Consider the following 25,353-nt stretch of genomic DNA (forward strand, 5'->3'; position numbering starts at 1 on the left):
ACTTATGGAGCTGCAATCGAAACTCGCCATTCTCGCGGACGCCGCCAAATACGACGCGTCCTGCGCCAGCTCGGGCGCGGTGAAAGTGAATTCGCTTGATGGCAAGGGTGTGGGCTCCACCGGCGGCATGGGCATCTGCCACAGCTACGCGCCGGATGGCCGGTGCATCTCCCTGCTGAAGGTCCTGCTCACCAACCTGTGCATCTACGATTGCCACTACTGCATCAACCGCCGCTCCAGCAACGTGCGCCGCGCGGCCTTCACCGCGGAGGAGGTGGTGAAACTCACGCTCGATTTCTACAAACGGAACTACATCGAGGGATTGTTTCTCAGCTCCGGCATCATCCGCAATGCGGATCACACGATGGAGATGGTCATCGATGTGGCCCGGACCTTGCGCGAGGCGTATGACTTCCGTGGCTACATTCATTTGAAAACCATCCCGGAAGCCTCGCCCGGGCTGATCGAGATCGCCGCGCGGTATGCGGACCGCATCAGCATCAATCTGGAACTGCCGACGCAGAAGTCCCTCGATGTGCTCGCGCCGGAAAAAAGCATCGTCCGGACGCGGCACGCGATGGGACGCATCCGCAACAGGCTGGACGAGGCGCATGACCGCAGGAAAAACGGCGATAAAAAGCTCCGCCACGCCACCGGCCAGAGCACACAGGTGATCGTGGGCGCGGATGAATCCACAGACGCGGATTTCCTCGCCCGTTCGGACGACCTTTACGGAAATTTCAAGTTGCGCCGGGTTTACTATTCCGCGTTCAGCCCGATCCCCGAGCCATCAAGCATCCTGCCGGTGAAGCCGCCGCCGCTGGTCCGCGAACACCGGCTCTACCAAGCGGATTGGTTGATGCGTTTCTACGGTTTCAAGACGTCGGAGATCCTGACCCCGGAGACGCCGAATCTGGATCTGGAGCTCGATCCGAAACTCGCGTGGGCCCTGAGGAACCGGCAGGACTTCCCCGTGGATGTCCAGACAGCGAGTCGTGAGGCGTTGCTCCGGGTGCCCGGTCTGGGCGGAACCAGCGTGCAGCGCATTCTGCAGATCCGCCGCCACACCCGCATCCGCCAGGCGGACCTCCTGCGGCTGCGAATCTCGCTGGCAAAGATCCAGCCTTTCCTCAAAACGGCGGATCACAATCCATCGGCCTATCTGCTGGATTCCGACCGCCTCCGCGCCCGTTTCCTACCGAAGCCCAAGCAGCTCGAACTCTTCGCCAAATGAGATCCGTCGATCCCGGGAAAAGCTTCATCTCATGGCGCGATGCCGCCCGCCGGATGCTGGCGGACCACGTGCCGCCGGAGGAAATCTTGTGGGAGGCGGAACGCGGGTTGTTTCCCGCCGTGGTGACGAATGGCACCCCGCCGGAGAAACTGAAAGTGCCCGCCGCGTTCGTGGATCTGGCGCAAAATGTCTCGTGCCACAATGATCCGTCACGCTGGGCGCTGCTTTACCAGATCCTCTGGCGCATCGTGCGGAATGGGGAAAAACATCTGGTTTCCATCGCCAGCGATCCTGATGTGTCACAGGCCCTCCTTTTCGCCAGGGCGGTGCGCAAGGAGATCCACAAGATGCACGCGTTCGTCCGGTTCAGGCTCATCGACGCGGATGAAACAGGCCGCGAACGCTACGCGGCGTGGTTCGAGCCGGATCACCATGTCATCGAGGCCGGTGCTCCGTTTTTTAAAAAACGCTTCTCAAACATGGACTGGAGCATTTTCAGTCCCAAGTCCTGCGCGCACTGGGACGGAGAACATCTCACCTTCACCCCCGGCATTCCGCATGATCCCACCAAAAGCCACGACGAACTGGAAGCCGCGTGGCGGACCTACTACCGCAGCATCTTCAACCCGGCGCGCCTCAAGGTGAAGATGATGAAACAGGAGATGCCGGTCCGTTATTGGAAGAACCTGCCCGAGGCGGATCTCATCCACGAACTCATCTCAGGAAGCAACAACCGGGTGGCGGGGATGCTGGCGGAGGAACCGCGCCCGGTGAAACCCAGGCCGAAGAACGCCTATCTGGACAAGCTGCGGGCTCTGTCCGCGGAGGAGGCCGACTGAGGCCGCCTTATCGTGGGTCCGTTTCTTTTTCGCATGGATCGTATGCCACCAGGATTTCATTGCTGGAGGCATCCCGGGAACATCCCCATGCGAGCAGGTGAAGGCCGACGGCAAGAAACGGATTGATCCCGCATGCCTCACTCCACCCGGCCGGTATCAGGGCGACATACATGAGCGAGGTGAGCGGGCCACCGAAACTCGCCAGAGGGATCACGAAACCGAGGACAAAACACCCCAGCCAGATTCCGCTCCACCAGATGGATAGCTTCCACACCCTCTGATGCCACGCCTGGCGATGTCTTCCAAAGATACACATGCAGTAGAACACGCTGAATGCCAGCCCCGGCAGGAAGCTCAACAGGATGGGATTAAAACCCCGGTGCAAAAACGCCGCGACGATGGTCCCATGCCAACCATCACTAGCAACATGAGAGGGATCGTCTGCTGCTTGTGGTAGGGACAAAGCACGCGAGCAACCTCCACAAATCCGTCATTCTCCGCAAGCATGTCTTTCGCCGTTTGATCGGGTCCGGTCATGCGGAGGGTTCGGCCTCACCCCTTCATCACGCCATCCAGCCACTCGATCATCTTTTTACGATACGCTCCGTTGTCGTTCGAGAGCGCGGTGCCGTGGCGGCCGGCCTTCACTTCGAAGAGTGTTTTCGGTTCCCCTGCCGCTTCGTAGAGCTGCTTTCCTTGGGAAACGGGCACGATCTCGTCCCTTGTGCCATGCACCACCAACAGCGGGGTCGGCGTGAGCTTTTTGACAAAATCACGCGGCGAGAGTTCGTCGGTGACGAGGCTGGCTCCGAGCTGGCCGCCGATGATGCGGGCCATCGCCTGATAGGAGGCGAACGCACCGTCGATGACGATGGCCCGCAACCCTTTGACCGGCGATTCACCGAGGGCGGTGACGGACTGTGCGCCGCCGAGGCTGTGGCCGTAGGAAATGAGTTTTTCCGGGTCGATGTCCGGACGCTTCCTGACGTAGGCGAACGCGGCCTTCACATCGTCGATCATGCCGCGCCGGTCCACCGAGCCACCGGATTTCCCGAAGCCACGGTAATCGTACAGCAGCACATTGTAGCCGGCCTCGGCAAGCCAGACACAGAAACCAAGGTGGTGGCCGACGGATCCGGTATTTCCGTGGGAGAAAACAACGGTGCCTTTCGCCGTTTGCGGGGTCTTGCTTTTCGCCGGGATGAACCAACCATGCAAGGCGGTGCCATCGGCGGACTTGAAATCGACGGACTCGTATTTCAGTCCCCACATCCGGGGTGTGGCGGGTTCGTCACGGGTGGGAAAATAGAAGAGCTGGTTGCCGCCGCTCTTCCCGGCGTACTGTTTCGCGAGTTTCGCCACATCGCTGTTCGGATCATTCAACAGCTCCCGGATGGAATCCGCGGTGGCGGGATCCTGTGCGGTGGCGATGCCCGCGGCTGCGAGCGAGAGGCCGATGAGTCGGATGGACATGATGATAGAATGAACACCTGGATGGAGGTTTGTCGAGGGCAAGCCGCCCACACCGCCCCGCCTGCCACGGCGATCCCCCGCTTGCCGTGGGAAAAATGGCTGCTAGCTTGCGATCTATGATTTTCCGAACCGTCATGATTTCCGCAGCCGCCTGTCTCGCCTCGCACGCCGCCGTGCGCTCCGGAAAAGCGGAGGCGGACTGGATCAGCACGTCCGCCACGTACGAGGCCGGAAGGCCTTTCCAGACTGCGGTGCGGCTGGTGGTGGATGAAGGCTGGCACACCTACTGGAGGAACCCAGGTGAGGGCGGAATGGAAATTTCCGTGAAATGGGAACTCCCCGCAGGGTGGACGGCGGGCGATCTGGAACATCCGGTGCCCAAGCGCTTCATGACCGGAGATCTGCCGGGCTTCGGCTACGAGGGTACGGTGGTTTTCCCGGTGGCATTCACCCCTCCCGCCGGTTTTGCGGGTGAGGCGACGTTGAAAGGAAAAATTTCGTGGCTGACCTGCAACGAGGCGAACTGCGTGCCTGGCAATGCGGAACTTGTGATATCCGCGCGCCCCGGAGCTCCCGAATCCACGCCTGCGGCAAAAACCATTTCGGAAGCGCTGGCAAAAGTCCCGAGACCCCTGCCGGCCGTCACTCTGACCGTCGCGGAAAAGCCCGAAACCCTGCTCCTCTCCATCAAGAACTCGGAGGACAAGTCTTTCGATCCCAAGAATTTCGATATTTTCCCGGAAACCCGCCAAATCGTGGACGCCGCCGCTTCCTACACTTTCGTGAAAGAGGGTGAGGAATGGCGGACGGAGGTCAAAAAAAGCGAGTATCTCACCCCTCCCCTCACCTCCCTCACCCTCGTCCTCGCGGGAAAAAACGGCAGGCTTCCGCACACGGTCACCTGGAAATCGGAATAAAACTCCGTTCGACACGTCCCAATCTTGCGCCACGTTTGGCGCTGTATTGTCTCAAATCCCTAAATTTATGAAATCCATCATCCTTACCACCCTCGTTTCCGCCTGCGCGTTCGTCACCGCCCATGCCGCGGAAATCGGCAAGCCAGCCCCAGCCTTCACCGCGAAGGACGCCAAGGGCGCGACCGTTTCGCTCGCGGACCAGAAAGGAAAAGTCGTCGTGCTCGAATGGGTCAACTTCGACTGCCCGTTCGTCAAGAAGCACTACGGCAGCGGAAATCTCCAGAAGCTCCAGGCCGACTACACCGCCAAAGGCGTGGTCTGGCTGACCATCAGCTCCGCCGCCGAGGGCAAGGACGCCTATGTCGAGCCATCCAAACTCGGTGAACTCGCCTCCTCGAAAGGCAGCAAAGCCAGCCACATCATCGCCGACGGCGATGGAAAGATCGGCAAGGCCTACGATGCCAAGGTGACTCCCCACCTGTTCATCATCGATAAGGAGGGCAAGCTCGCCTACAATGGCGCGATCGACTCGAAGGCGACCACGGAGGTCGCCGACGTGGACACCGCCGACAAGCTCTTCGCAAATGCGGCGGACGCCGTTCTCGCGGGCAAGACGGTGGAAAACGCCAAGAACCAGCCATATGGCTGCGGCGTGAAGTACTAAGCCTCCCGTAATCGTTGAAACTTCAGACACCCCCGCGCCTCACCGGCAGGGGGTGTTTCCGTTCAACCCGCATCCGCCGTTTTTTTGAACGGGTTGCGGTCCGGAGCGTCATCATGCCCGATGCCTGCCAGCAGGCGTTTGATGAGTTTGTTGAGCACCGGCTGGCGATGGCGCAGCAGGATGCCGAACGTTTCGGGTTTCGCACCGAGTGCTGCTTTCGGCTCAAGCGCGGTGCGCCCGAATGAAATACGTTTGCAGCCGAGCAGGATCGCGTCGCTGATGCCGACATGCAGCAGCCGCAGATAGATCGGAAGGCCTGCCGCCGCCTCACGGTCGAATCCGATATGATAGGCGACGGCGGTTTCGCCATCTGCGAGGGTGATCAGAAAGCCGAGCACCGCGCCGTCGCGCTTCAAAATGCCGCATCGCAACCGATCTCCCGCCACGCGCTGGAGCACAGGAAAATAATCCTCCTTCAATTCATACGGCCGGAAGTCCGCGTTGCGCTGGACCGCCTGATAGAGTTCGTGGATGCGGGACCGCATCGCCGTGATGTCGGGCATCGACTCGATCGTGCAACCGGCTTCGTCGATGGGCTTGAAAACGCTGTTGCGGATTCCGCTGCGATATTTGGACGCGAGGCTCGCGAGATAGTCGTCGTGGCTTTTCCAAGCGGCATCCAATGTCAGAACCATGTTGGGCTCGGTCTCGACATAGCGGTAGCTCAGATTGGACAGGCTCGATGAGTTTCGCTTGTGGGGTTCGTGGATGTCCTTGATCAGCACGAAATGAGCGGAGCCTCGAAGTTTGTCCGCCGCACGAACGCGGTACAGCACTTCGGCCACACCGTGCCATGCGACATCCGGATCGGCATCCGGTGCGAAGGCGACACTGTGCTGGCCGTAGCTCAGCAAATTGCCGCACGTCAGCACCCGCTGGGTGACCCGCGCGGCCAGCTTGTCCAGTGCGGCGCGTGAGGGCGTCTCCACCTTCGATGCCTTTGACGGCCGTACTTGTGCCACACCGATATCGACCAACTGCATGTAAACCGCGGCGACCGGCCGCTGTCCGCCATCGAAAATCAACGCATATCTCGGTGCGAGATTCGCGGGCAACACGGCTTCCAACGCGACGAGATAAGCGTGCGACATGAAGAATCCCGCATCCGCCGTCAGCAGGTTCCAAGCTCGCGCATCAAGCATCCCCAGCCGGTCCGCAATCGCGTATTCCAATCGCGCCGGACCGCGAAGACGTTTGCGTTCGGCGACCGCCTCGCGGATGGCGAGGGTCTTTGAAATGATTTTCACAGCAGAGGAATATAAAAACCCTCCGGACAATTCAATTTCGAATCAGTCAACGGCCCCTGTCAGGCAGGCACCTTGTCCAACCCGAACGCATCATGCACCGCGCGGGCCGCGTCTTCGATGCGGGGCTCCTCCACGGTGACGGCGATCTTGATTTCCGAGGTGGAGATCATGCCGATGTTGATGTCCGCGTCGCCGAGCGCCTTGAACATGGTGGCAGCGACGCCCGAGTGGGAACGCATGCCGATGCCGACGGCGGAAAGCTTGGCGATGCCGGCCTCGGTTTCAATCTTCGCGGTGGGCGCGAGATCGGCGAGCACTGGCTTGAGCGCGGCCTGGGCCTTGCCGAGGTCGCTGGAATGCATCGTGAACGAGTGGCGGGCGAAGCCGTCGTGCGCGATGTTCGAGACGATCATGTCGAGGTTGATCTCCGCATCACCCAGCGCGCCGAGGATGCGGCCGGACATGCCGGGCTCGTCGGGGATGCCGGTGATGGTGACACGCGCTTGCGAGCGCTCGATCGATACGCCGCGGATGACGACGTTTTCCATGTTGGGATGTTCTTCTAACACGAGGGTTCCGGGATTGTCGTTGAGTGAGGAGCGGACTTCGAAAACGACGCCGAATTTTTTCGCGAATTCGACGGAGCGGGATTGCATGACCTTGGAGCCGGACGACGCCATTTCCAGCATTTCGTCATAGGAGATCTCCGGCAGCTTGCGGGCGTTTTTGACGATGCGGGGGTCGCAGGTGTAGACGCCGTCCACATCGGTGAGGATCTGGCAGACATCCGCCTTGAGCGCGGCGGCCACGGCGATGGCGGTGAGGTCGGAACCTCCACGGCCCAGGGTGTGGATCATGCCATCCGGAGTGACTCCTTGGAAACCGGCGACCACGAGGGATTTGCCCTCATCCAGAAAGCGCTGCATCAGGGTGGGATCCATGTTCAGGATGCGGCCACGCGTGTGGGAGCCGGTGGTCATGATGCCCGCCTGGCGACCGGTGATGGACGCGGAGTCCACGCCGAGTTCCTGCAATGCCATGGAAACCAGAGCAATCGATTGTTGCTCGCCTGTGGCGAGAAGCACGTCCAGCTCGCGCTCGGATGGGTTTTCGGAAATTTCCTTCGCCATCTTGATCAGGTTGTCGGTGACGCCGGACATCGCGGAGACGACGGCGAGGACCTGATTTCCCTCGTCGCGCGTGCGTTTCATACGCGCGGCGACATTGCGGATGCGATCGATGGTGCCGACGGACGTGCCGCCGTATTTTTGAACGATGAGTGCCATGGCTGGGAGCGGGCCGCAGTGAAGGGGAACTTCTCAATCTTGGCAAGAAATTGAAATCAACGGGTTGAGAGGCTGCCCTGTGCTGAATAATACCCGTCCGTGTCCGCCAAATCGCCGGCACGAAGACTTTTCACCGCCTCGATCGGCAAAACGGGAGGATGCCATGCGGGGTTTTGCCGGCAGGTGTGAAAATGGAAATGGATTCCACTTCCGGGTTCCGGGTGAAAGGCTCTTACTCGGCCTCAGGGATTTTTTTGGGAAATCTCAAATGGATGAATCCGGAAATACAGCTCGAAACCCAGCGCATCATCATCAGGACCCGCTCCTTCCTGGATATCATCACCTTCGGAAATTGGAGAAGAATCCTCTCCCTGGACTTTTCACTGGGAAGCCTTGAGGAAAAAACCATCCGGATTTCAAAAATCTCCGTCCGGAGATATGAGCTCCAGACCTTTGATGCCGTCGAGTATTCCTACCAGCTTCTGGGTTCCATCTCCCAGGAAGGAATGGATCACGAACATGAGGAATTCAGGGTCGGGCTGAGATCCAAATCAACGGGCACGGTTTATCCCCTCGCGGCGTTCCGCGGCACGGCTTCGACTCCCTCGGGACTTGGCGTCTGGATCCTATCGATTTTTCCAGCGTCCTTTCGGGCCTCGGACAACCGGCACGAAGCGGAAGCCCGATCTCTCGCGAACCTCCTTTGTGACAAATTGAATCTCAAGCTGACATGAAGGAACCGCCCACATGGGACTCCGCCAACCTTCAGATTTCAATGACCGCGCCGTTTTCGCATTTCGTGCGGTAAGCAACCTTCAGCGCTTTCACGAGCTCGTCCCTCCGGACAGGCTTGCTGAGATAATCATCCATGCCGGAGGCGATGCATCTTTCCCGGTCCTCGGCGCTGACGTCCGCGGTGAGCGCGATGATGCGGGGACGTTCGTCCCGGGGATACAGACGGCAGATCTCCCGCGCCGCCTGGAGGCCGTCCATCTCGGGCATCTGCACGTCAAGCAGGAGGACATCGAACCTTTTCCGTTTCAAAGCCTCGAGAACTTCCAGGCCGTTTTCGGTCATCTCACAGCCGTATCCCAGTTTTTCCAGAACAAGCGTGATGACCCTCTGGTTGACCTTGTTGTCCTCCGCGATGAGGATTTTCAACGGGTGGTCGTGCGAAAGGAACAGCTTCTCCTCCTCCGGCACCGCCTGCCGGACCTTTCTTCCGGTCGGAAGATTGGCTTTCATGCTTTCAAAAAGCGTGGAAACTCGGACGGATTTCACCCTCACATGCGATGAGGCTCCCTGCCCCGCATCATCCCGGGAACTTTCCGTGGCGGACAAAACCAGCACCGGAAGATTGCGCCGGGCCTGCAGTTCCCGCATCCGTGTGGCGAACCCGGACCCATCCTCAAGAGGCGCGTGGCCCGCCGTGATCACCATGTCGAAAGGATCACCCCGTTCGATCCATTCGAGAGCCTCCAGCGGATCCGCGGCTTCTTTCGGCCGCATGCCCCAGGCGTTCATCCGTTCACGCAGGATCCAGCGGTTCGTGCCGCTTTGAGCCAGGATCAGAACCCTCACTCCCTCCAGATCCCTCCGTTGGTAGATCGCGGGCTTCGCAAGGCCGGCCGATTCCAAGGGTATTTCAAATTGAAAATCCGCTCCGTGTCCTTCCACCGAGTCCACCCAGATCCTGCCACCCATCACGTGAACGATCTTGTAACAGATCGCAAGTCCCAAGCCGGTGCCGCCGAATTTGCGGCTGGTCGAGGAGTCCACCTGGCTGAACGCCTTGAACAGACGGTGCAACCTGTCGGGGGGAATTCCTATCCCGGTATCACGTACGGACACCCGCAGGAGATCCTTCCCGCCTCCGCCCAGTTTTGTCATCTTTACGAACACCTCCCCTTGTTCGGTGAATTTGACCGCGTTCGTCACGAGGTTCACCAGCACCTGGCGCAGCCGGGTCATGTCGCCTTTCAGACATCCCGGCACCTCCGGATCGATCCAGTAAAACAGATCCAACTTCTTGTGGGACGCCAGTGAGGAGGCGATATCCAGCGCCGACTCCACGCACTCATGGATGTCCACCGCCACCCGCTCCAGTTCCAGACGTCCGGCTTCGATTTTCGAGAAATCCAGGATATCGTTGATGAGTGTCAGCAAAATGTCCCCGCTGAGCCTGACGGTGTTCACCATCTCGCGCTGCTGATCCTCCAAGGTCGTGTCATTGAGAAGATCCGACATTCCGATCATCGCATTCAGCGGCGTGCGGATCTCATGACTCATGTTTGCCAGGAACTCGGCCTTCGCCTTGTCCGCGTTCTCCGCCTTCTGCGTGGCTGCCTGGAGCTCGATGTTCCGTTGGATGAGCAGTTCGGAGGCCCTGTGGCGCTCGCTGATGTCCTGGAGAACGCCCCGCAGGCCGATCACTTTTCCGTTTCCGTCGCTTACCGGCTCGCCTCTGGAATAGACCCAGATCGAATTGCCCGAACGGGTCGTCAGCGGCAGCTCATATTCGAAAAGCTCTCCTGTTTCGATACTCCTCTGCAGGTGGTTGCGGATGATCTGGCGACCCTCCGGCGCGAAAAATGCCAGCGCCTCGTCCAAGGAAACAGGAGTGCCCGCCGGCACCTCGTGGATGGCGTAGGTCATGTCCGACCAGACCGGGCTGTTGCCATCAAGCATCACTTCCCAATGTCCCAAACGCGAGATCCTCCCCGCAGCCTCCAACAGGGAGTGGGTCGTTTGCAGCTTGAGATAGGAATCCTGCAGGGCCGCGGCGCGGATCTTGGATATCTGCTGGCTGCGGACCGCGATCCCCATCGCCGCGGAGAGCGCCAGCCCCGTGAACAAGATGATGTGTGCGGTGCCCCCGTTCAAGCCGGGCTTGTCACGTGGTCTCGCCGAGATCCGCAACGTCCTCCCGGTGAAAGTCACCGATTTTTCAGCCATCTTCCGCGGCGTCACGACATCCTTGGTGATGTTGCTGTAGATGAGCTGGTCATCAAAAACGATACTGATATAGTAGTCATTTCCCTGGGCCTCGGAAACAATATCGCGCAGAAAATCCTCCAGATTGATCACCCCTGCGGTGAAACCATCAAACCCGCTGGGGAGCGATACCGGCACATAGGCCACGAAACCCCATCCGCCCTGCCTGATCCTGATGATCGGGGAAAGAACGCTCTGCCGCTTCGCCGCAGCCTCGCGAAGGCCCGCCGCCGCGGGCCAGCGGTTGTCCTTGGCCAGGTCCATGCCCACGATGCCCGTGTTTCCCGTGGCCGGCATGACCCATCGGACCCGCAGGGCGGAGTCCACCCGCTGGATGGACTCGAAGATTTTTTCCTCCCGCAGGTAGGTATTGGCATCCGCCCGCCAGCTGCCCTCGGGAAGTCCGCCGGCCGCCTCCCATCGCCCGGCCATCCGTTGCAGGGCCTTGAGCCGGAATTCCAGCCTCGCCTCCATATCGATGCCAAGTGAATGAACCACCGTTTCCGCCGCCATTTTGGCCGCATTCTGCTGTTCGATCAGAAGGGACTGCCAGAGGATCAGCGATATCGTGGCCGTCGCGGTGACGATGGGCACCGGCAGCCAGCGATCCTCCCTCAGATTCCGCCCTTCCGCGGTGAACATCTGTGTCAGCAGGATTCCGAGACTGAGCATTGTCATCCCCGCCACCGTGTGAACGGCCATCCCCGCGAACCCGCCCCACTCGAGGGTTTCCCTCAACCTCGTAACGTAGCCGAACATCGCCATCGAACACATCGCAAGCACCACGGAACCGGCGAGCCAGACAATCACCCGTTTCTCCCCTTGGGAGATGTTTGAAGCCAATGCCGCCAAGGTGCTTCCACAAACAAAAAAGCAACTTGCGGTCGATGGGGCGGGCCGGATGGGAAAACGCCCCGCGAACGAAGGAAGCATGTCGACGATCAGTCCCACGCCCAAATCAACTCCCAGCACATGCTCCAGGCACCGGAGCAGGCCGACAAGGCCCGCACAACCGCCACAGAGCATCGCGATTTTGGATCTTCCCCATACCACAGTCAGGACCAATGCGACACCGCAGAGGATGAATCCCAACGCGGTGGAATACTGCATGTAGGCATAACCCGGCCTTATCTGCAGCAAGGCGACGTATTGCAAATGCCACCCGACGAGAACTGTCAGCCCGAGCAGAATCACCACAATTCCACATGAAACAGCCAATTTTCTGTATAACTTATCGGGGGGCATGGACTCAACAAAACTCACCAACCTGAAAATCAGGAATTTCCAACATTGGTGATGGGGGGCGACGGGCGTAAATTGGATGCCCCCCTGTGTCAAGTCTGGCAAGGAACCGTCAGATACACAGTCAATTCATTTGGAATCATTTAACATCAAAATGGCCATACAAAATGGCCGCCCTCCGCGTGCTTGTTTTCAGAAGATCCCATCAATCATCCTTCGCCTGATTCCGCTTTGCCGGCAGTGGACTTCAGAAGCTCGATTCACTTTCAGGATTGCCGGATAATACCGATTTGCGTAATTTCTGCCGGAGAGGTGCGGGAAAAGGTTTCCCAACACCTGGCGATGGCTTTTCACTCTTCCGCGCGTGTCTCGATCCCTAAAAATTCTCATCGCCTGTGGCGGCACGGGCGGCCATTTGTTCCCCGGCATCGCCGTGGCGGAAGCCCTGCTCGCGCGGGGTCATGAAGTGCTCCTGCTGATCTCGGAGAAGAAGGTGGATTCCGAGGCATCGGCGAAGTACAAGCATCTGACCTTCAAGACCATGCCCGCGGTGGCAAAGCCGCCGACCTTGTCGTTGCGGATGCTGCCGTTTCTCTGGAAAATGTGGGGCAGCGTGAGGCATTGCAGGAAGGTCATCCGTGGATTCAAGGCGGATGCGGTGCTGGGAATGGGCGGCTTCACTTCATTGCCGCCGGTTTACGCGGGACACAAGATGGGGTTGAAGACGTTCATCCACGACTCCAACGCCCGGCCCGGTCGCGCGAATGTCCTGACGAGCCGTTTCTGCACACGGGTGTTCCTCGGTCTGGAACCGGCGAAGAGTTTTTTCCCGAATCGGGAGACCGTGACAACCGGTACACCGGTGCGCCCGGAAATCATCCATCTTCCTTCGTTGGAAGAGGCTGCAGCGACGTTCGGACTGGAGGTCGGCCGCCCCACCATCGTCGTCACCGGCGGCAGCCAGGGAGCGAAACGCCTGAACGAACTTTGCGCCCAGGCGGCCGCAAGCCTTCCACCCCAGACGCAGGTGCTCCACATCGCGGGAGCGCTTGATTTCCAACGGGTCACCGAAATCACCCAAGGCCGTGAAGGATACAAGGTGCTGGGGTTCTGCGACCAGATGCCATCCGCCTACGCCGTGGCGGATCTCGTCATCGCCCGATCCGGCGCTTCCAGCCTGACGGAGATCTCCATCGCCGGACACCCGTCCATTCTTGTTCCATTCCCGTATGCGGCGGACGACCACCAGACGCGGAATGCGGAGGTTTTCGCGAATGCCGGAGCTTCCATTCTCGTTCAAGAGCGTGATCTGGACGCGGAAAAGCTGGCCGGACTCGCAACTTCCATTTTGCAAGACTTGCCAACCTACAAACGCATGGCAAAAGCGGCCCACGCACTCGCCGTCCCCGACGCAGCGGACCGGGTGTGCGCCGCAATCGAAGCCACTCTCACCTCATCATGACCGATCTCAGCCAGCGCCTCACCGACCGGAGCAATCCGCTTCACATCCACCTCATCGGCGTGGCCGGTTCCGGCATGAGCGGACTTGCCCTGCTCCTGCTGGGAATGGGTCACAAGGTGAGTGGTTCGGACCGCGTGACCACGGCGGAAACCGAGCGCATGCAGGGCGTGGGTCTCATTTTCTCGTCGCCACACGCCGCCGCCGCCGTGAAGGGCGCGGACCTGGTGGTTTATTCCTCCGCGATCAAATCCGACAATCCGGCCTACTCCGCCGCGAAAAAAGCGAAGATCCCGCTGCTCCGCCGCGCCGAGTGCCTTGCCGCCATCCTGCATACGAAAAAAGGCATCGTCATCTCCGGAACACACGGCAAGACCACGACGTCCTCCATGACCGCCCATGTCCTGCGCGAGGCCGGCCAGAAGCCATCCCATTACGTAGGCGCGGAAATCCCGATCCTGGGAGCCAATGCGAAATGGTCGAAGGACGGCGAGCACATGGTCGCCGAAGGGGATGAATCCGATGGCACGCTCGCCCTCTACCACCCGGAGCATGCCGTCATCCTCAACATCGAGGCCGAGCATCTCGATTTCTACAAAGGCATCGACCACATCAAGGAAGTCTTTTCCAAGCTGGCGGACCAGACGACCGGGAAACTCGTTTACTGCGCCGAGGATCCGGTCGCGACGGAAGTCTGTGCCAGCCGTGAAAACGCCATTTCCTACGGCTGGGAAGATGCGGACTACACCGCCACGGACATCCGGGATCTCAAGGGCTCCTCCGCTTTCACCGTGAAGAAGAACGGCGTCGTTCTGGGCGATGTGGAACTGGGCATTCCCGGGAACCACAACATTCTCAACTCGCTGGCGGCCATCGCCCTGGCGGACAGTTGCGGCGCGGAGTTCGCCCTCGTCGCGCGGGCGCTCGCCACCTTTGCCGGAGCCAAGCGCCGTTTCGAAACCAAGTATCTTTCACCCGCCTACCGCATCATCGACGACTACGGCCACCACCCGTCCGAGCTCGCCGCCACGCTCCAGACGGCGCGTTCGCTGAAGTCGAAGCGCATCATCGTCCTGTTCCAGCCGCACCGTTATTCGCGGACGAAGGCGCTCGCGGATGATTTCGGCAAAGTCCTCCAGGATGCGGATGTTGTTTTTGTCACCGACGTTTACGCGGCGTCCGAGAAGCCCATCAAGGGCATCTCCGGCCAGACCATCGTGGATGCGATGCAAGCCCACGGCGACATCCCCGCGACGTACCTGCCGGACCTCGATACCGCACACCACGCGCTCGGACATGCCCTGCAGCCGGGGGACCTGCTGATCACGCTGGGCGCAGGAAACGTGCACGAAGCGGGCACCCGCCTCGCCGCGGACCTGAAGATCCTTGAGGAAATGCGCGGTCTCATGCCTCCCGGCGAGATCGACGGAAAGCTCTACGAGCCGATGTCGCGCCACACGACCCTGCTGGTGGGCGGACCGGCGCAATTCTGGATCGAGCCCCACAGCTTCTATGGCTTCGCCTTCCTCGTCGATTACTGTCGCGAGCGCGGCATCCCTGTCCGGGTGGTGGGCCGCGGGTCCAATCTTCTTGTCCGCGACGGGGGCATCCGCGGTGCCGTCATCCACCCGACAGGCGGCGTCTTCTCCGAAGTTTCCGTCGGCACCCGTGGGGAAATCACCGCCGGAGCCGGCGTGCGCTTGAAAAAGCTCGCCAGCATCGCGGGGGGCAGCGGAATCGGCGGCTTCGAATGGATGGAAGGCATCCCCGGCAATGTCGGAGGAGCGCTCCGCATGAACGCCGGAGCGATGGGTGTGGAAACCTTCGACCAGGTGGTGCGGGTCACCTTCCTCGATGAAGACGGCGTCATCCGCACCCGCGAGCGGGCGGAGATCGTCAGCCAGTACCGGAACGTCCCCGAACTGCGGCGGAACTTCGCCCTACAGGCCGTTTTCAAGGGCAAGAACGACAGTGCCGAGAACATCAAGGCCCGTTGGGACGCCTCGCGCGAGAAGCGGAAACTCTCACAGCCGATCGCCGCATCCGCTGGCTGCACGTTCAAGAATCTCGAATATATTCCGGCCGGCCGCGTGATCGACTCGCTCGGACTGAAAGGCTCCACCTGCGGTCACGCCGCGGTTTCGGAGGTGCATGGAAATTTCGTCGTCAACCAGGGCGGAGCCACCGCATTGGAAATCCTGACCCTCATCGAATTCATCCAGGAAAAAGCACAGGAAGAACGCAGCGTGACCCTCGAAACGGAGGTCAAGATCCTCGGCGATGACGAACCCGCCTTCTGATATCCAACAATTCACCAAAATGCTTACTGGAAAAAAAATCGCCGTCCTGATGGGTGGCCCCGGAGCCGAGCGGGAAGTCTCGCTGGTCTCGGGAAAAGCCGTGCTCGAGGCACTGCTGGATCTGGGCCTGGACGCCACGCCCGTCGATGTCACCACCACGGAGATCCATCTGCCGGAAGGTACCGACCTTGCCTACAACGTCATCCACGGGACATTCGGTGAAGATGGCCAGCTCCAGGACGCGATGGAGCGGCTGGGCGTGCCCTACACCGGCGCCGGTCCCGCCAGCAGCAAGCTCGCCATCGACAAAACCCTGGCGAAGGAAAAATTCGTCGCCGCCGGAGTGCCGACCGCACGTTCGGAAACGGTCGCACTCGCTCCCGGCACCATTCCAACCCTGACCATCAGCGCACCGCTCGTCATCAAGCCACCGCTCGAAGGGTCCAGCGTCGGCATCCAGATCGTCAAATCCCAGGCGGATCTCCCCGCCGCCCTCGCGAAGGCGGCGGAGAAGTACGGCACCGTCCTCGTCGAGGAGTTCATCGAAGGAAAAGAGCTGACCGTGGGCATTCTTGACGGCAAGGCCATGCCCATCGTCCAGATCACCCCACCCGAGGGGGTCTATGACATGGACAGCAAGTATCCATGGCTCAGCGGCAAAAAAGGCAGCGAATACCAATGCCCCGCCGATCTCGACCTGGAGACCACCATGGCCGTGCAAGCCGCCGCCGCCGCCGCGCACCGCGCGCTGGGCATCGAGGTTTACTCACGTGTCGATGTCCTGCTGGATTCCGAAAACCGGCCGTTCGTGTTAGAGGCGAACACCATCCCCGGTATGACTGCCACCAGCTTGTTGCCCAAATCCGCCGCCGCCGCCGGGATTCCCTTTCCCGAGCTCTGCGTGACCATCGCCGAGCTGTCGCTCAAACTCCGTTCCTGACATGTTCAAACGCCAGACCAGCAAACCCCGCCGCCGCTCGCGCTCCCAGATTCTGGAAGTCCGCGTCATGTCGCCGCGCATTGTTTGGTTTGGTTTCCTCCGGATCGTGGGAAAGCTTGCCAAGATCGCCTGCCTTCTCGCCATTCTCGGCGGCATCGGCTGGGGATGCTGGCTCGGCATCCAGCAGGCGTTTTATAAAAATCCGGATTTCCGGCTGCAGGTCATCGACCTCAACCCGAATCCGGTTATCGACGAAGGTGGTGTGGCCGAGGTGGCGGAAATCAACCTGACCGGCAGCCTGTTCGACATCGACGTGGACGCGGTGACAGCAAAGCTCAAGGCGATGCCGGCCATTCGGGAAGCCCATGTCGAGCGGCACCTGCCGGGAAAACTCGTGGTCCGTGTCAGTCCCCGCACCCCCCGTGCCTGGATCTCCTGTCCGGAGGCGGGCTTGCAAGACACCCGCGGCGCCGGTGCGATGCTGGTCGATCAAGACGGTGTCGCGTACCCGTGTCCGGAACTGCAGCTTGAGTCCGCGGCAAACCTGCCATGCATCCAACTGCCTTCATCGGAGGAACACCCGATCCAACCCGGCGGCAGGATCCCGCACCCCGAACTCGCGCATTGTTTCCGGCTGCTGGAGTCCGCCCGCGCCGCCGATCCCGACGCCATCCACTGGATCGACTCGGTGAAACAGGTGAACGCATGGTCCCTGCTGCTCGTCACCCGTGAAGGCATCTCCGCCACCTTCGGGCTCGGAGACCACGAGCGCCAGATCGCCAGCCTGCGCGCCGCGATGGATCACTCGGGCGAGGAGGGTTACGACATCGCCACCATCAATCTCATTCCGAAGCACAACATCCCCATCACACTGCGGACCGAGGCCACGCCTCCCCGGGCGGTCCCCATCGCCGAGCCGACCGCAGGGGAGCTTCGCGAGCAGCGCCGCTCCAGCGATCTCAAGACCCTTCTCAACCGCAACTGATTTCCTCCGTTCAATTTACCCATGGCCCGTCGCACGAAAATTCATGTCGGACTCGAAATCGGCACCAGCAAGACCTGCATGGTCGTCGGCGAGGTGAAGCCGGACAGCGCCGTAAAGATCCTCGGCATCGGAGTGACGAAAACCGCGGGTGTCCGGAAAGGGGAGATCTATGATTTCTCCCAGGCCCGCGCCTGTCTGAAAGACGCGCTCGCCAAGGCGGAAGACGCAAGCGACGTGGTCATCGGCAGCGTTTTCCTCGCGGTGACCGGCTCCCACATCCAGGGCGTCAACAACCGCGGCACCTTCCGCCTGCCGGATGGAGAACCCACCGTCGCTCCCGAGCACGTCGAGGAAGCCCGCACCATCGCCCGCGAGGTTCACATCCCGCAGGACCACGTCTATCTGCACCCCATCATCCGGAACTACTGGCTGGACGGACTCGAACACTCGACCTCCCCGGTCGGATTGTTCGGAAAAACCGTCGAGGCGGATTTCCACATCGTCCACGGCATCGGCACGCGCATTCAGAACAGCATCAAGCTGGTGAGGGAAATGCCGCTGGAGGTGGATGACATCGTCTTCTCACCCATCGCCACCGCGCAGATGGCGCTGGACCGCGAGCAGCGGGAGCGTGGAGCCCTCGTCATCGACATCGGGGCGGGGACCACGGATTACGCGCTCTATCTGAACGGCGCCATCGCCGCGTCCGGCTGCATTCCCGTCGGCGGAGACCACGTGACGAATGACATCCACCTGGTCACCGGCCTGCCGTTTTCGAAAGCGGACCGGCTGAAGATCCTGGAAGGGGATGCCTCCGCGGATCCGGTGAAATCCGTCGGCACGGCGAAACTCACCGACGACCGCGGCTTCGCGGAAGTGGAGGTCGGCCGCGGCGTGCTCAACGAAATCATCCGCCAGCGGCTTGAGGAGACGCTGAAGCTCGTCCGCGCGCGCCTGCCCATCGGTGCCGTTGAAAACATCGGTGCCGGAATATTCCTGACAGGCGGCACCAGCCTCATGCGCGGGTTCGACGGTCTCGCGTTCGACGTCTTCGGCCGCGACATCTACCGTCCCGAGACTCCGGAGATCAGCGGCGTGCAGGCGAGTTTCAAGGATCCCCACTACGCCACCGCCATCGGCCTCATCCGCTACGCGCAGATTCTCGAAACCGAGCGCGCCACCCCGCCGGGAATCATCGGAAAGATCGGCCGCATGTTCTGGCCGTTCGGAAAATGACGGTGGCACCCCTGACCATTTCCAACAACCAACGTCCAACCTTCCCATCTCCATGATCCCCTACACCCGAGATCCCCAGCAAACGATCCCCACCTCCGCAGTCAAAATCATCGGCCTCGGCGGGGCGGGGGCGAACATGTTGGAGAGGATCGCCCTCGACGGCATGGAGGGCGCCGAACTGCTGGCCCTGAACACGGACATCCGCACGCTGGCCTCGTGCCTCGCCCGGGAAAAGATCCAACTGGGCGTGAACCTCACCAAGGGCCTCGGTGCCGGTGGGGATCCGGTGCTCGGGCACCAGGCGATTCTGGAGTCGGAGGAACAGATCCGCGCCGCCATCCAGGGCCGCCGCATTGTCTTCCTCTGCACCGGGCTCGGTGGCGGCACCGGTTCCGGCGCGGCTCCCATCATCACCCGGATCGCCCGGGAGGAAGGCGCGTTTGTCGTTGTCTTCGCCACCATGCCCTTCGCCTTCGAGGGCAAACGCCGCCGCGAACAGGCCGAGACCGCTCTCAACGAGCTCGCGGTCCTGTCAAACGCGCTGGTCACTTTCGACAACAACCGCATGGGCGAGCTCGTGCTGGCGAAACAAGGAATACACGAGGCTTTCGCCGCCGCGGACCACATGATCTGCGAGTCCATCAAGGCGGTCATCCGCCTGGTGGTAAGGCCCGGACTGATCAACGTGGGCCTCGACGATCTCATGAGCGCGCTGCGCACGAACCGCTCGCGCTGCCTGTTCGGTTCCGGCATTTCATCCGGCAAGGACCGGGCGTCGAAGGCTCTCAAAAACGCCCTCAACAGCCCGTTGCTGGATCAGGGCGCGCTGCTGAAGGACGCACAAACCGTGCTCGTCCATCTTTCCGGTGGCGAGGACCTGACACTTTTCGAAATCGAGCTGCTCATGCAGCGCCTGCAAAAGTTCGTTCCGGACAAGGCCCACGTCCTGTTCGGCGCCGCGATCGACCCGGCGATGGGGGACTCCCTCTCCATCACCCTCATCAGCGCCCTGCCCGAGGATTATCTCGCCAGCGCCCCCCGGGAGTCGCTGAGCCACCACACGCCGGAAAACCCGCTGCTGGATCCCAGCCAAGGGTTCACCCCGCCTGCCGAAAAAACCGTGGAGCCCGAGGTGGTGAAGGCTGCCGAGCCCCGGCCGGAACCGGAACCGGTCAGGAATTTCATCGCTCCCATCCCTGAGTTCACAGCCGCCCCGGAACCGGCAGCCGCGCCCGCGACGGAACCCGCCGCCGTTTCTCCGCTCTCCAAGTTCCGCCGCGCGGCCGCCACGGTCGCCGCGATTCCTTCCTTGTTCGACGACGAGCGCCCCTTCGCCGAACCAGACTACGCCACGAAACCGGAGCAGGCGGCGCCACCCGCGCCCGAGCCGGAACCCGAGTCTCCGATGGACGCCTTCACCTTCGCGGAACCCGCTCCGGAACCGGCTGCCACGGATGAAGCTCCAACCGCGGCCCGCACCGAACCTGTCTATGCCGAGGCGGACGAGCCCGACCCCGAGCCGATCGAAGCCATCGAAGCGGTGCCCCAGCCCGCCGTATTCGTTCCGGGACCGAAAAGACGTCCTTCGATCTCGATCCCGTGGGGCAAGACCAAACCTGCGGAATTCCCCGAGGACCTGGCGGAGCCCGCTCCACCGGTGGAACCCGAGGCATTCGCCGCCCCGGAGCCTGCCGCGGCGGCACCTGTCGAGGCAGAGCTGCCAAAGCTGAAACTCGGCATCAAATCCGGCGGTTCCCAGAGCGAGCTTTCCCTCGACTCCGCACCACGGGGCCGTTTCGAAGGCGAGTCACCGAACGTTTTCGACGGGGAGGATCTCGATCTTCCTCCGTTCCTGCGGAAGAAAAAATAACACCACCATGAGCGACCTCGAAAAATTCGAAATCCCCGGACATCTCCGGATCACACCGGGCAACGGCGGCCTGCCGAAACTTCTGATCGAAACCGGAGGAAGCACCGCGGAGATCTATCTGCACGGCGCGCACGTCACGGGGTTTCAGAAAAAGGGTGAACCGCCGTTGCTTTTCATGAGCGCCAGGAGCGAGTTTGTCGCCGGAGCTCCGATCCGTGGCGGCGTACCGGTCATTTTCCCATGGTTCGGCCCGCGCGAGGGGTTTCCGTCCCATGGCACCGCCCGCCTCAGCGAGTGGACCATCCTTCAGACGGCGCTGCTGCCTGACGGCTCCGTGCGGGTGGATCTCGCGCTGGCCGGAGCGGACGATTTCGAGGTCGGTTTCGTCGTCACCGCGGGCGACAGCCTCGGCATGGAGCTGACCGTGAAAAATACGGGTGACGCCGGGCGATCCTTCGCGAACTGCCTGCACACTTATTTCCAGGTCGGCGACATCCACAAGGTTTCCATCAGCGGCCTGCAGGGCACCGGTTATACGGACTCGCTCACCGCCCGATCCGAAGTCGAGGCCGGGCCCTCCATCCTCATCGACCGGGAGGTGGACCGCATCTATCAGGACACCACCGCCACGGTCGACATCCACGATCCATCGCTGGGCCGCACCATCCACGTTGCGAAATCCGGCTCCAATTCGACCGTCGTGTGGAACCCATGGATCGACAAGTCCATCCGCATGCCCGACTTCGGTGACGAGGAGTACCTGCAAATGCTCTGCGTGGAATCCGGAAACATTGCCAAAAACCAGATCACCCTCGCGCCATCCGCCAGCTCCACCCTGAAGGTGGAGATTTCCAGCAGCGCGCTGTGAGCATCGTTTCCACCGTCCCCGCCCTTTGGTGAACCCGACGGCGGGGCCGGTGCTTCCGGAGATTTTATTTTCCGGTAGAATTCTCCGGGAGGTGCCGTATTCGTCCGGGTGATACGTCGCCTTTCCTGCCATCTCCTGCTCGGATTGACGGGTGTGCTGTCCGCGCAGGACGGCCCGGCGATCTATGCGGAGCACTGCGCGTCTTGCCATGGCAAAAACGGGGAGGGGGTGGAGGACGAGGTGGACGAACCATTGATCGGCGAGCGTTCGCTGGCCTCGCTCAGCCGCTACATCGACAAACGCATGCCGGAGGACCATCCGGAACTACTTGATGCCGAGCAGTCCCAACGGGTGGCGGAATACATCTACGGCGCGTTTTATTCACCCGAGGCTCGTGCGAGGAACTCGCCGCCGCCCAAGGCCGCCTTCGCCCGTCTCACCAACCGCCAGTTCCGCGAATCGGTGGCGGACCTGATAGGAAGTTTCGGAGAAACCACAGCGCCGGGGGAGGGGACCGGATTGAAGGGGCAGTATTTCCAATCCGACGGGATGAACAAGAAGGCGCGCAAGGTGATGGACCGCCAGGATGCGCGGATCTCGTTCGATTTCGGCGAGGGTTCGCCGGCGGACGGCATCACGGCGGATCAGTTTTCCATCGCCTGGGACGGCTCGCTCATCGCGCCGGAAACGGGGTGGTATGAGTTCAGGATCCGCACGCCGAACGGCGCGCGCCTCTATCTGAACCGCGACCGGCAGGCGGGTGATGGCAACCATCGTGATGACAGCGGCGCGAAGAGGCAGGTGGCGCTCATCGATTCCTGGGTGAGCTCCGGCACGGATGTCCGCGAGTCCGCCGCGCGCGTCTATCTGCTGGGCGGGCGCGGCTACGCGATGCGTTTCGACTACTTCAAATACCAGGACAAGAAGGGGATGGTGAGCCTGGAGTGGAAGCTCCCGCGTGGCGGCTGGACCGTGGTTTCGACACCTTATCTCTCGCCCGCCGGAGCCGCACATGTCCCGGTGATTTCCACCACCTTCCCGGCGGATGACGCGAGCGAAGGTTACGAACGTGGGACCGGGATCTCAAAAGACTGGCACGAGGCCACCACCGCCGCGGCCATCGAGGCGGCGAACCAGGTGACGGACCGCCTGGAGATTCTGGCCAACGTCAGGATGGATGCGGAAGACAGGGTGGCGAAATTGAAACAATGGGTCGCCACCTTCGCCGAGCGGGCCTTCCGCCGGCCGCTCACCGACGAACTCCGGCAAATCTACGTCGAGCGGCCGTTCACCGGAGATCTGACGCCGGATCAGTCGGTGAAGCGCGCGGTCATCCTCGTCTTGAAATCACCGCGGTTCCTCTATCCCGAAGTGGGTGGGGAACACGATGATTTCACCGTCGCCAACCGGCTGGCCCTCGGTCTTTGGGATTCGCTGCCGGACCAGACGTTGCTGGATCTGGCAAAAGCCGGCCAGCTCCACACCCCGGAACAGGTGGCGGCCCAGGCGCGCCGGATGGCTTCCGACGCCCGGGCCAGGGCAAAGCTCGGGGAGTTTTTCCAACGCTGGCTGAAGCTGGATGTGGAGAGCGAGCTGAGCAAGGACCCCGCCGCATTTCCCGGCTTCGACGCCCCGCTTGTCGCCGATCTGCGGCGGTCGTTGGAGCTATTTGTGGAAGGCGTCGTCTGGAGTGACAAATCCGACTACCGCGAGCTGATCGAAGCGGACTACCTGCTCTTCAACGACCGTCTGGCGGAATTTTATGGAATGCCGGTGCCGGATGGAGGCGGATTCAAACCGGTGAAATTCGATCCCTCCGAGCGGGCGGGCGTCCTCACCCATCCTTATCTGCTGGCACGGCTCGCCCATCCCAACATCACCTCTCCCATCCACCGCGGGGTGTTTCTCTCGCGGAACGTGCTGGGTGGCATCCTCAAGCCGCCGCCGGAGGCCATCGCCTTTGAAGACCACAAGTTCGATCCCAAACTGACCATGCGGGAAAAGGTGGCCGAAATGACGCGCAACGCCTCATGCATGACCTGCCACGAGACGATCAACCCGCTCGGATTCTCGCTGGAGAACTTCGACCCCGTAGGACGCTTCCGCACGCTGGATGGCGGGAAACCGATCAACCCCGCCTCGGAGTTTCCCACCACCGAGGGCGAGATCCTGCATCTCGCGGGACCGCGCGATGTGGCCGCGTACGCGGTGAGATCCGACACCGCGCGGCAGGGTTTCATCCGCCAGCTGTTCCAGAGCACCATCAAACAGAATCCCGCCGTCTACGGCTACGACGCCGTCCGCAAGCTCGACGCCTCTTTCACCGCCTCCGGCTACCACGTCCGGAATCTCTTCGCCGAAATCAACACCGTCGCCGCCCTGCAGGGCATCCCGAATCCAGACCAAGCAAAACGATGAACATCACCACCCGCCGCTCGTTTCTCCGCCAGCTCGGATTGTCCGCCGCCGCGCTTCCGTTCCTTCCCGCCTTGCCCTCCCTCGCGCAGGATGCCGCCGGTTCGAAAATGCAACGGATCATCTTCCTCTTCACCCCCAACGGAACCGTGCCTCCGGAATTCTGGCCGGACCAGGTGGGCGCGGACTTCAAGCTCAAGCGCATCCTCGCTCCGCTGGATCCGTTCAAAAACCGCCTGATGACGCTCAAGGGCGTCTGCAACAAGATCCGGGGCGACGGCGACGGCCACATGCGCGGCATCAGCTGCCTTCTCACGGCGGACGAGCTTCTGCCGGGAAACATCCAGGGCGGCAGCGACAAGCCCGCCGGATGGGCGAGGAACATCTCCATCGACCAGGAAATCCGCAATTTCCTGCAAGCCCGCAAGGAAACCGCGACACGCTTCGGCTCGCTGGAACTCGGCGTGGCGGTGCCGAACCGGGCGGACCCGTGGACCCGCGAATCCTACGCGGGCCCGAACCAGCCGCTGGCTCCCGCCAGCGATCCCTACGCGCTGTTTGAGAAACTCTACGGCAGTACCAAGGATCGTGAAAATCTCGGCAGCGTTCTGGATGAAGTGCGTGAGGACCTCAGCAGCATCGCCGCGAAGGTGGATCGCGAGGAAAGGGACCTGCTGGACCAGCACGTAACCTTCGTGCGGGACATGGAGAAGGACCTGCAGAGCAGCGGGACGACAAACCTGCTGCTTCCGCCACCTTCCCTCGAACAGGGAGTCGCGCTGGACAACGACGGAATCCCGAAGATCAGCACCATGCAGGCGGACCTTCTGGTGAATGCGATGGCGAACGGCATGGCCCGTGTCGCCACGCTGCAATACACCAACAGCGTCGGCCAGGCCCGCATGCGCTGGCTGGACATTCATGACGACCACCACCACCTCTCCCATGAGCCGGACAACAATGCCGACGCCCAGGAAAAACTGGTGAAGATCAACACCTGGCTCTGCGAACAACTCGCCTACCTCGCGAAGAAACTGGAAAGCATCCCCGAACCCGGTGGCCAGGGGACGATGCTGGACCACACCACCATTGTCTGGACCAACGAGCTTGGGAAAGGCAACAGCCACAGTCTGGACAACATTCCCTTCGTCCTGCTCGGCGGGGGACTCGGTTTCAAGACAGGGCAGGCCATGCAGTTCGACAACGTGGCCCACAACCGGCTGTGGCTTTCCATCGCGCATGCGTTCGGTCACCATATTCCCGTCTTCGGGCAGGAAAAATTCTGCGAGGGCGGGGCGCTGGCGCTGGCGTGACGCGCACGTCC

The 25,353-nt window shown here is 61.5% G+C and carries 19 protein-coding genes; 14 read left to right on the forward strand and 5 right to left on the reverse strand.

The window, feature by feature from the left end:
* Positions 1-4: 4 nt before the first annotated feature.
* Positions 5-1,234 (forward strand): putative DNA modification/repair radical SAM protein, encoded by a 1,230-nt coding sequence (locus JIN84_RS04160; protein ID WP_200349744.1) that lies wholly within the window; start codon positions 5-7, stop codon positions 1,232-1,234.
* A complete protein-coding gene (locus JIN84_RS04165) occupies positions 1,231-2,073 on the forward strand; it encodes a TIGR03915 family putative DNA repair protein (protein WP_200349745.1) in 843 nt (280 codons plus the stop codon). The genes JIN84_RS04160 and JIN84_RS04165 overlap by 4 nt, the downstream gene beginning before the upstream one ends.
* Positions 2,074-2,080: 7 nt before the next feature.
* Here the strand turns inward: JIN84_RS04165 and JIN84_RS04170 are convergent, their stop codons facing one another.
* Positions 2,081-2,431 carry a hypothetical protein gene (locus JIN84_RS04170; protein ID WP_200349746.1) on the reverse strand — a complete coding sequence of 117 codons (351 nt, stop codon included), beginning with the start codon at positions 2,429-2,431 and terminating at the stop codon, positions 2,081-2,083.
* 194 nt (positions 2,432-2,625) lie between these two features.
* The gene (locus JIN84_RS04175; protein ID WP_200349747.1) at positions 2,626-3,546 is read right to left on the reverse strand and encodes an alpha/beta hydrolase; all 921 of its coding nucleotides are present in this window, start codon (positions 3,544-3,546) and stop codon (positions 2,626-2,628) included.
* Positions 3,547-3,680: 134 nt separating this feature from the next.
* On the opposite strand from JIN84_RS04175, the gene JIN84_RS04180 reads away from it, so the two are divergent.
* Entirely contained in the window at positions 3,681-4,463 is a 783-nt protein-coding gene (locus JIN84_RS04180; RefSeq protein WP_200349748.1) for a protein-disulfide reductase DsbD domain-containing protein, read from the forward strand.
* A gap of 67 nt (positions 4,464-4,530) precedes the next feature.
* The gene (locus JIN84_RS04185) at positions 4,531-5,127 is read left to right on the forward strand and encodes a redoxin family protein (RefSeq protein WP_200349749.1); all 597 of its coding nucleotides are present in this window, start codon (positions 4,531-4,533) and stop codon (positions 5,125-5,127) included.
* Between the two features lie 62 nt (positions 5,128-5,189).
* Here the strand turns inward: JIN84_RS04185 and JIN84_RS23345 are convergent, their stop codons facing one another.
* Together JIN84_RS23345 and JIN84_RS04195 are read right to left on the reverse strand one after the other, a co-directional pair.
* A complete protein-coding gene (locus JIN84_RS23345; protein ID WP_200349750.1) occupies positions 5,190-6,434 on the reverse strand; it encodes a GNAT family N-acetyltransferase in 1,245 nt (414 codons plus the stop codon).
* Between the two features lie 59 nt (positions 6,435-6,493).
* Entirely contained in the window at positions 6,494-7,720 is a 1,227-nt protein-coding gene (locus JIN84_RS04195; protein ID WP_200349751.1) for an aspartate kinase, read from the reverse strand.
* Between the two features lie 272 nt (positions 7,721-7,992).
* Between JIN84_RS04195 and JIN84_RS04200 the strand changes: the two genes are divergently transcribed.
* A complete protein-coding gene (locus JIN84_RS04200; RefSeq protein ID WP_200349752.1) occupies positions 7,993-8,454 on the forward strand; it encodes a hypothetical protein in 462 nt (153 codons plus the stop codon).
* 31 nt (positions 8,455-8,485) lie between these two features.
* Here JIN84_RS04200 and JIN84_RS04205 read toward each other — a convergent pair whose 3' ends face one another.
* The gene (locus JIN84_RS04205) at positions 8,486-11,911 is read right to left on the reverse strand and encodes a response regulator (RefSeq protein ID WP_200349753.1); all 3,426 of its coding nucleotides are present in this window, start codon (positions 11,909-11,911) and stop codon (positions 8,486-8,488) included.
* Between the two features lie 409 nt (positions 11,912-12,320).
* On the opposite strand from JIN84_RS04205, the gene murG reads away from it, so the two are divergent.
* From murG to JIN84_RS04250, 9 genes are all read left to right on the forward strand, one after another.
* Entirely contained in the window at positions 12,321-13,418 is a 1,098-nt protein-coding gene (murG, locus tag JIN84_RS04210; RefSeq protein WP_200349754.1) for an undecaprenyldiphospho-muramoylpentapeptide beta-N-acetylglucosaminyltransferase, read from the forward strand.
* Complete coding sequence (gene murC / locus JIN84_RS04215) at positions 13,415-15,715, forward strand: UDP-N-acetylmuramate--L-alanine ligase (RefSeq protein WP_200349755.1); 2,301 nt, start codon at positions 13,415-13,417, stop codon at positions 15,713-15,715. Before murG ends, murC begins: the two co-directional genes overlap by 4 nt.
* Positions 15,716-15,734: 19 nt before the next feature.
* A complete protein-coding gene (locus tag JIN84_RS04220) occupies positions 15,735-16,655 on the forward strand; it encodes a D-alanine--D-alanine ligase (RefSeq protein WP_200349756.1) in 921 nt (306 codons plus the stop codon).
* A 1-nt stretch (position 16,656) separates the two neighbouring features.
* Complete coding sequence (locus tag JIN84_RS04225) at positions 16,657-17,640, forward strand: cell division protein FtsQ/DivIB (RefSeq protein WP_200349757.1); 984 nt, start codon at positions 16,657-16,659, stop codon at positions 17,638-17,640.
* Between the two features lie 21 nt (positions 17,641-17,661).
* Complete coding sequence (gene ftsA, locus JIN84_RS04230) at positions 17,662-18,876, forward strand: cell division protein FtsA (protein ID WP_200349758.1); 1,215 nt, start codon at positions 17,662-17,664, stop codon at positions 18,874-18,876.
* A gap of 52 nt (positions 18,877-18,928) precedes the next feature.
* Positions 18,929-20,746, forward strand: a complete 1,818-nt coding sequence (locus JIN84_RS04235) for a cell division protein FtsZ (protein WP_200349759.1) — start codon at positions 18,929-18,931, stop codon at positions 20,744-20,746.
* A 7-nt stretch (positions 20,747-20,753) separates the two neighbouring features.
* The gene (locus JIN84_RS04240) at positions 20,754-21,614 is read left to right on the forward strand and encodes a D-hexose-6-phosphate mutarotase (protein WP_200349760.1); all 861 of its coding nucleotides are present in this window, start codon (positions 20,754-20,756) and stop codon (positions 21,612-21,614) included.
* Between the two features lie 108 nt (positions 21,615-21,722).
* Entirely contained in the window at positions 21,723-24,032 is a 2,310-nt protein-coding gene (locus tag JIN84_RS04245; RefSeq protein WP_200349761.1) for a DUF1592 domain-containing protein, read from the forward strand.
* Positions 24,029-25,342: a DUF1552 domain-containing protein gene (locus JIN84_RS04250; RefSeq protein WP_200349762.1), complete on the forward strand. Its 1,314-nt coding sequence runs from the start codon at positions 24,029-24,031 to the stop codon at positions 25,340-25,342. Before JIN84_RS04245 ends, JIN84_RS04250 begins: the two co-directional genes overlap by 4 nt.
* The last annotated feature ends 11 nt before the right edge of the window (positions 25,343-25,353 follow it).

This window comes from Luteolibacter yonseiensis (genome assembly GCF_016595465.1).
Classification (GTDB): domain Bacteria; phylum Verrucomicrobiota; class Verrucomicrobiia; order Verrucomicrobiales; family Akkermansiaceae; genus Luteolibacter; species Luteolibacter yonseiensis.

Bases quoted from the DNA above. Each gene is read 5' to 3' on its own strand.
- JIN84_RS04160 (WP_200349744.1), top strand. From the start codon at position 5: ATGGAGCTGCAATCGAAACTCGCCATTCTCGCGGACGCCGCCAAATAC.
- JIN84_RS04165 (WP_200349745.1), top strand. From the start codon at position 1,231: ATGAGATCCGTCGATCCCGGGAAAAGCTTCATCTCATGGCGCGATGCC.
- JIN84_RS04175 (WP_200349747.1), bottom strand. From the start codon at position 3,546: ATGTCCATCCGACTCATCGGCCTCTCGCTCGCAGCCGCGGGCATCGCC.
- JIN84_RS04180 (WP_200349748.1), top strand. From the start codon at position 3,681: ATGATTTCCGCAGCCGCCTGTCTCGCCTCGCACGCCGCCGTGCGCTCC.
- JIN84_RS04185 (WP_200349749.1), top strand. From the start codon at position 4,531: ATGAAATCCATCATCCTTACCACCCTCGTTTCCGCCTGCGCGTTCGTC.
- JIN84_RS04195 (WP_200349751.1), bottom strand. From the start codon at position 7,720: ATGGCACTCATCGTTCAAAAATACGGCGGCACGTCCGTCGGCACCATC.
- JIN84_RS04200 (WP_200349752.1), top strand. From the start codon at position 7,993: ATGAATCCGGAAATACAGCTCGAAACCCAGCGCATCATCATCAGGACC.
- murC (WP_200349755.1), top strand. From the start codon at position 13,415: ATGACCGATCTCAGCCAGCGCCTCACCGACCGGAGCAATCCGCTTCAC.
- JIN84_RS04220 (WP_200349756.1), top strand. From the start codon at position 15,735: ATGCTTACTGGAAAAAAAATCGCCGTCCTGATGGGTGGCCCCGGAGCC.
- JIN84_RS04225 (WP_200349757.1), top strand. From the start codon at position 16,657: ATGTTCAAACGCCAGACCAGCAAACCCCGCCGCCGCTCGCGCTCCCAG.
- ftsA (WP_200349758.1), top strand. From the start codon at position 17,662: ATGGCCCGTCGCACGAAAATTCATGTCGGACTCGAAATCGGCACCAGC.
- JIN84_RS04235 (WP_200349759.1), top strand. From the start codon at position 18,929: ATGATCCCCTACACCCGAGATCCCCAGCAAACGATCCCCACCTCCGCA.
- JIN84_RS04240 (WP_200349760.1), top strand. From the start codon at position 20,754: ATGAGCGACCTCGAAAAATTCGAAATCCCCGGACATCTCCGGATCACA.
- JIN84_RS04250 (WP_200349762.1), top strand. From the start codon at position 24,029: ATGAACATCACCACCCGCCGCTCGTTTCTCCGCCAGCTCGGATTGTCC.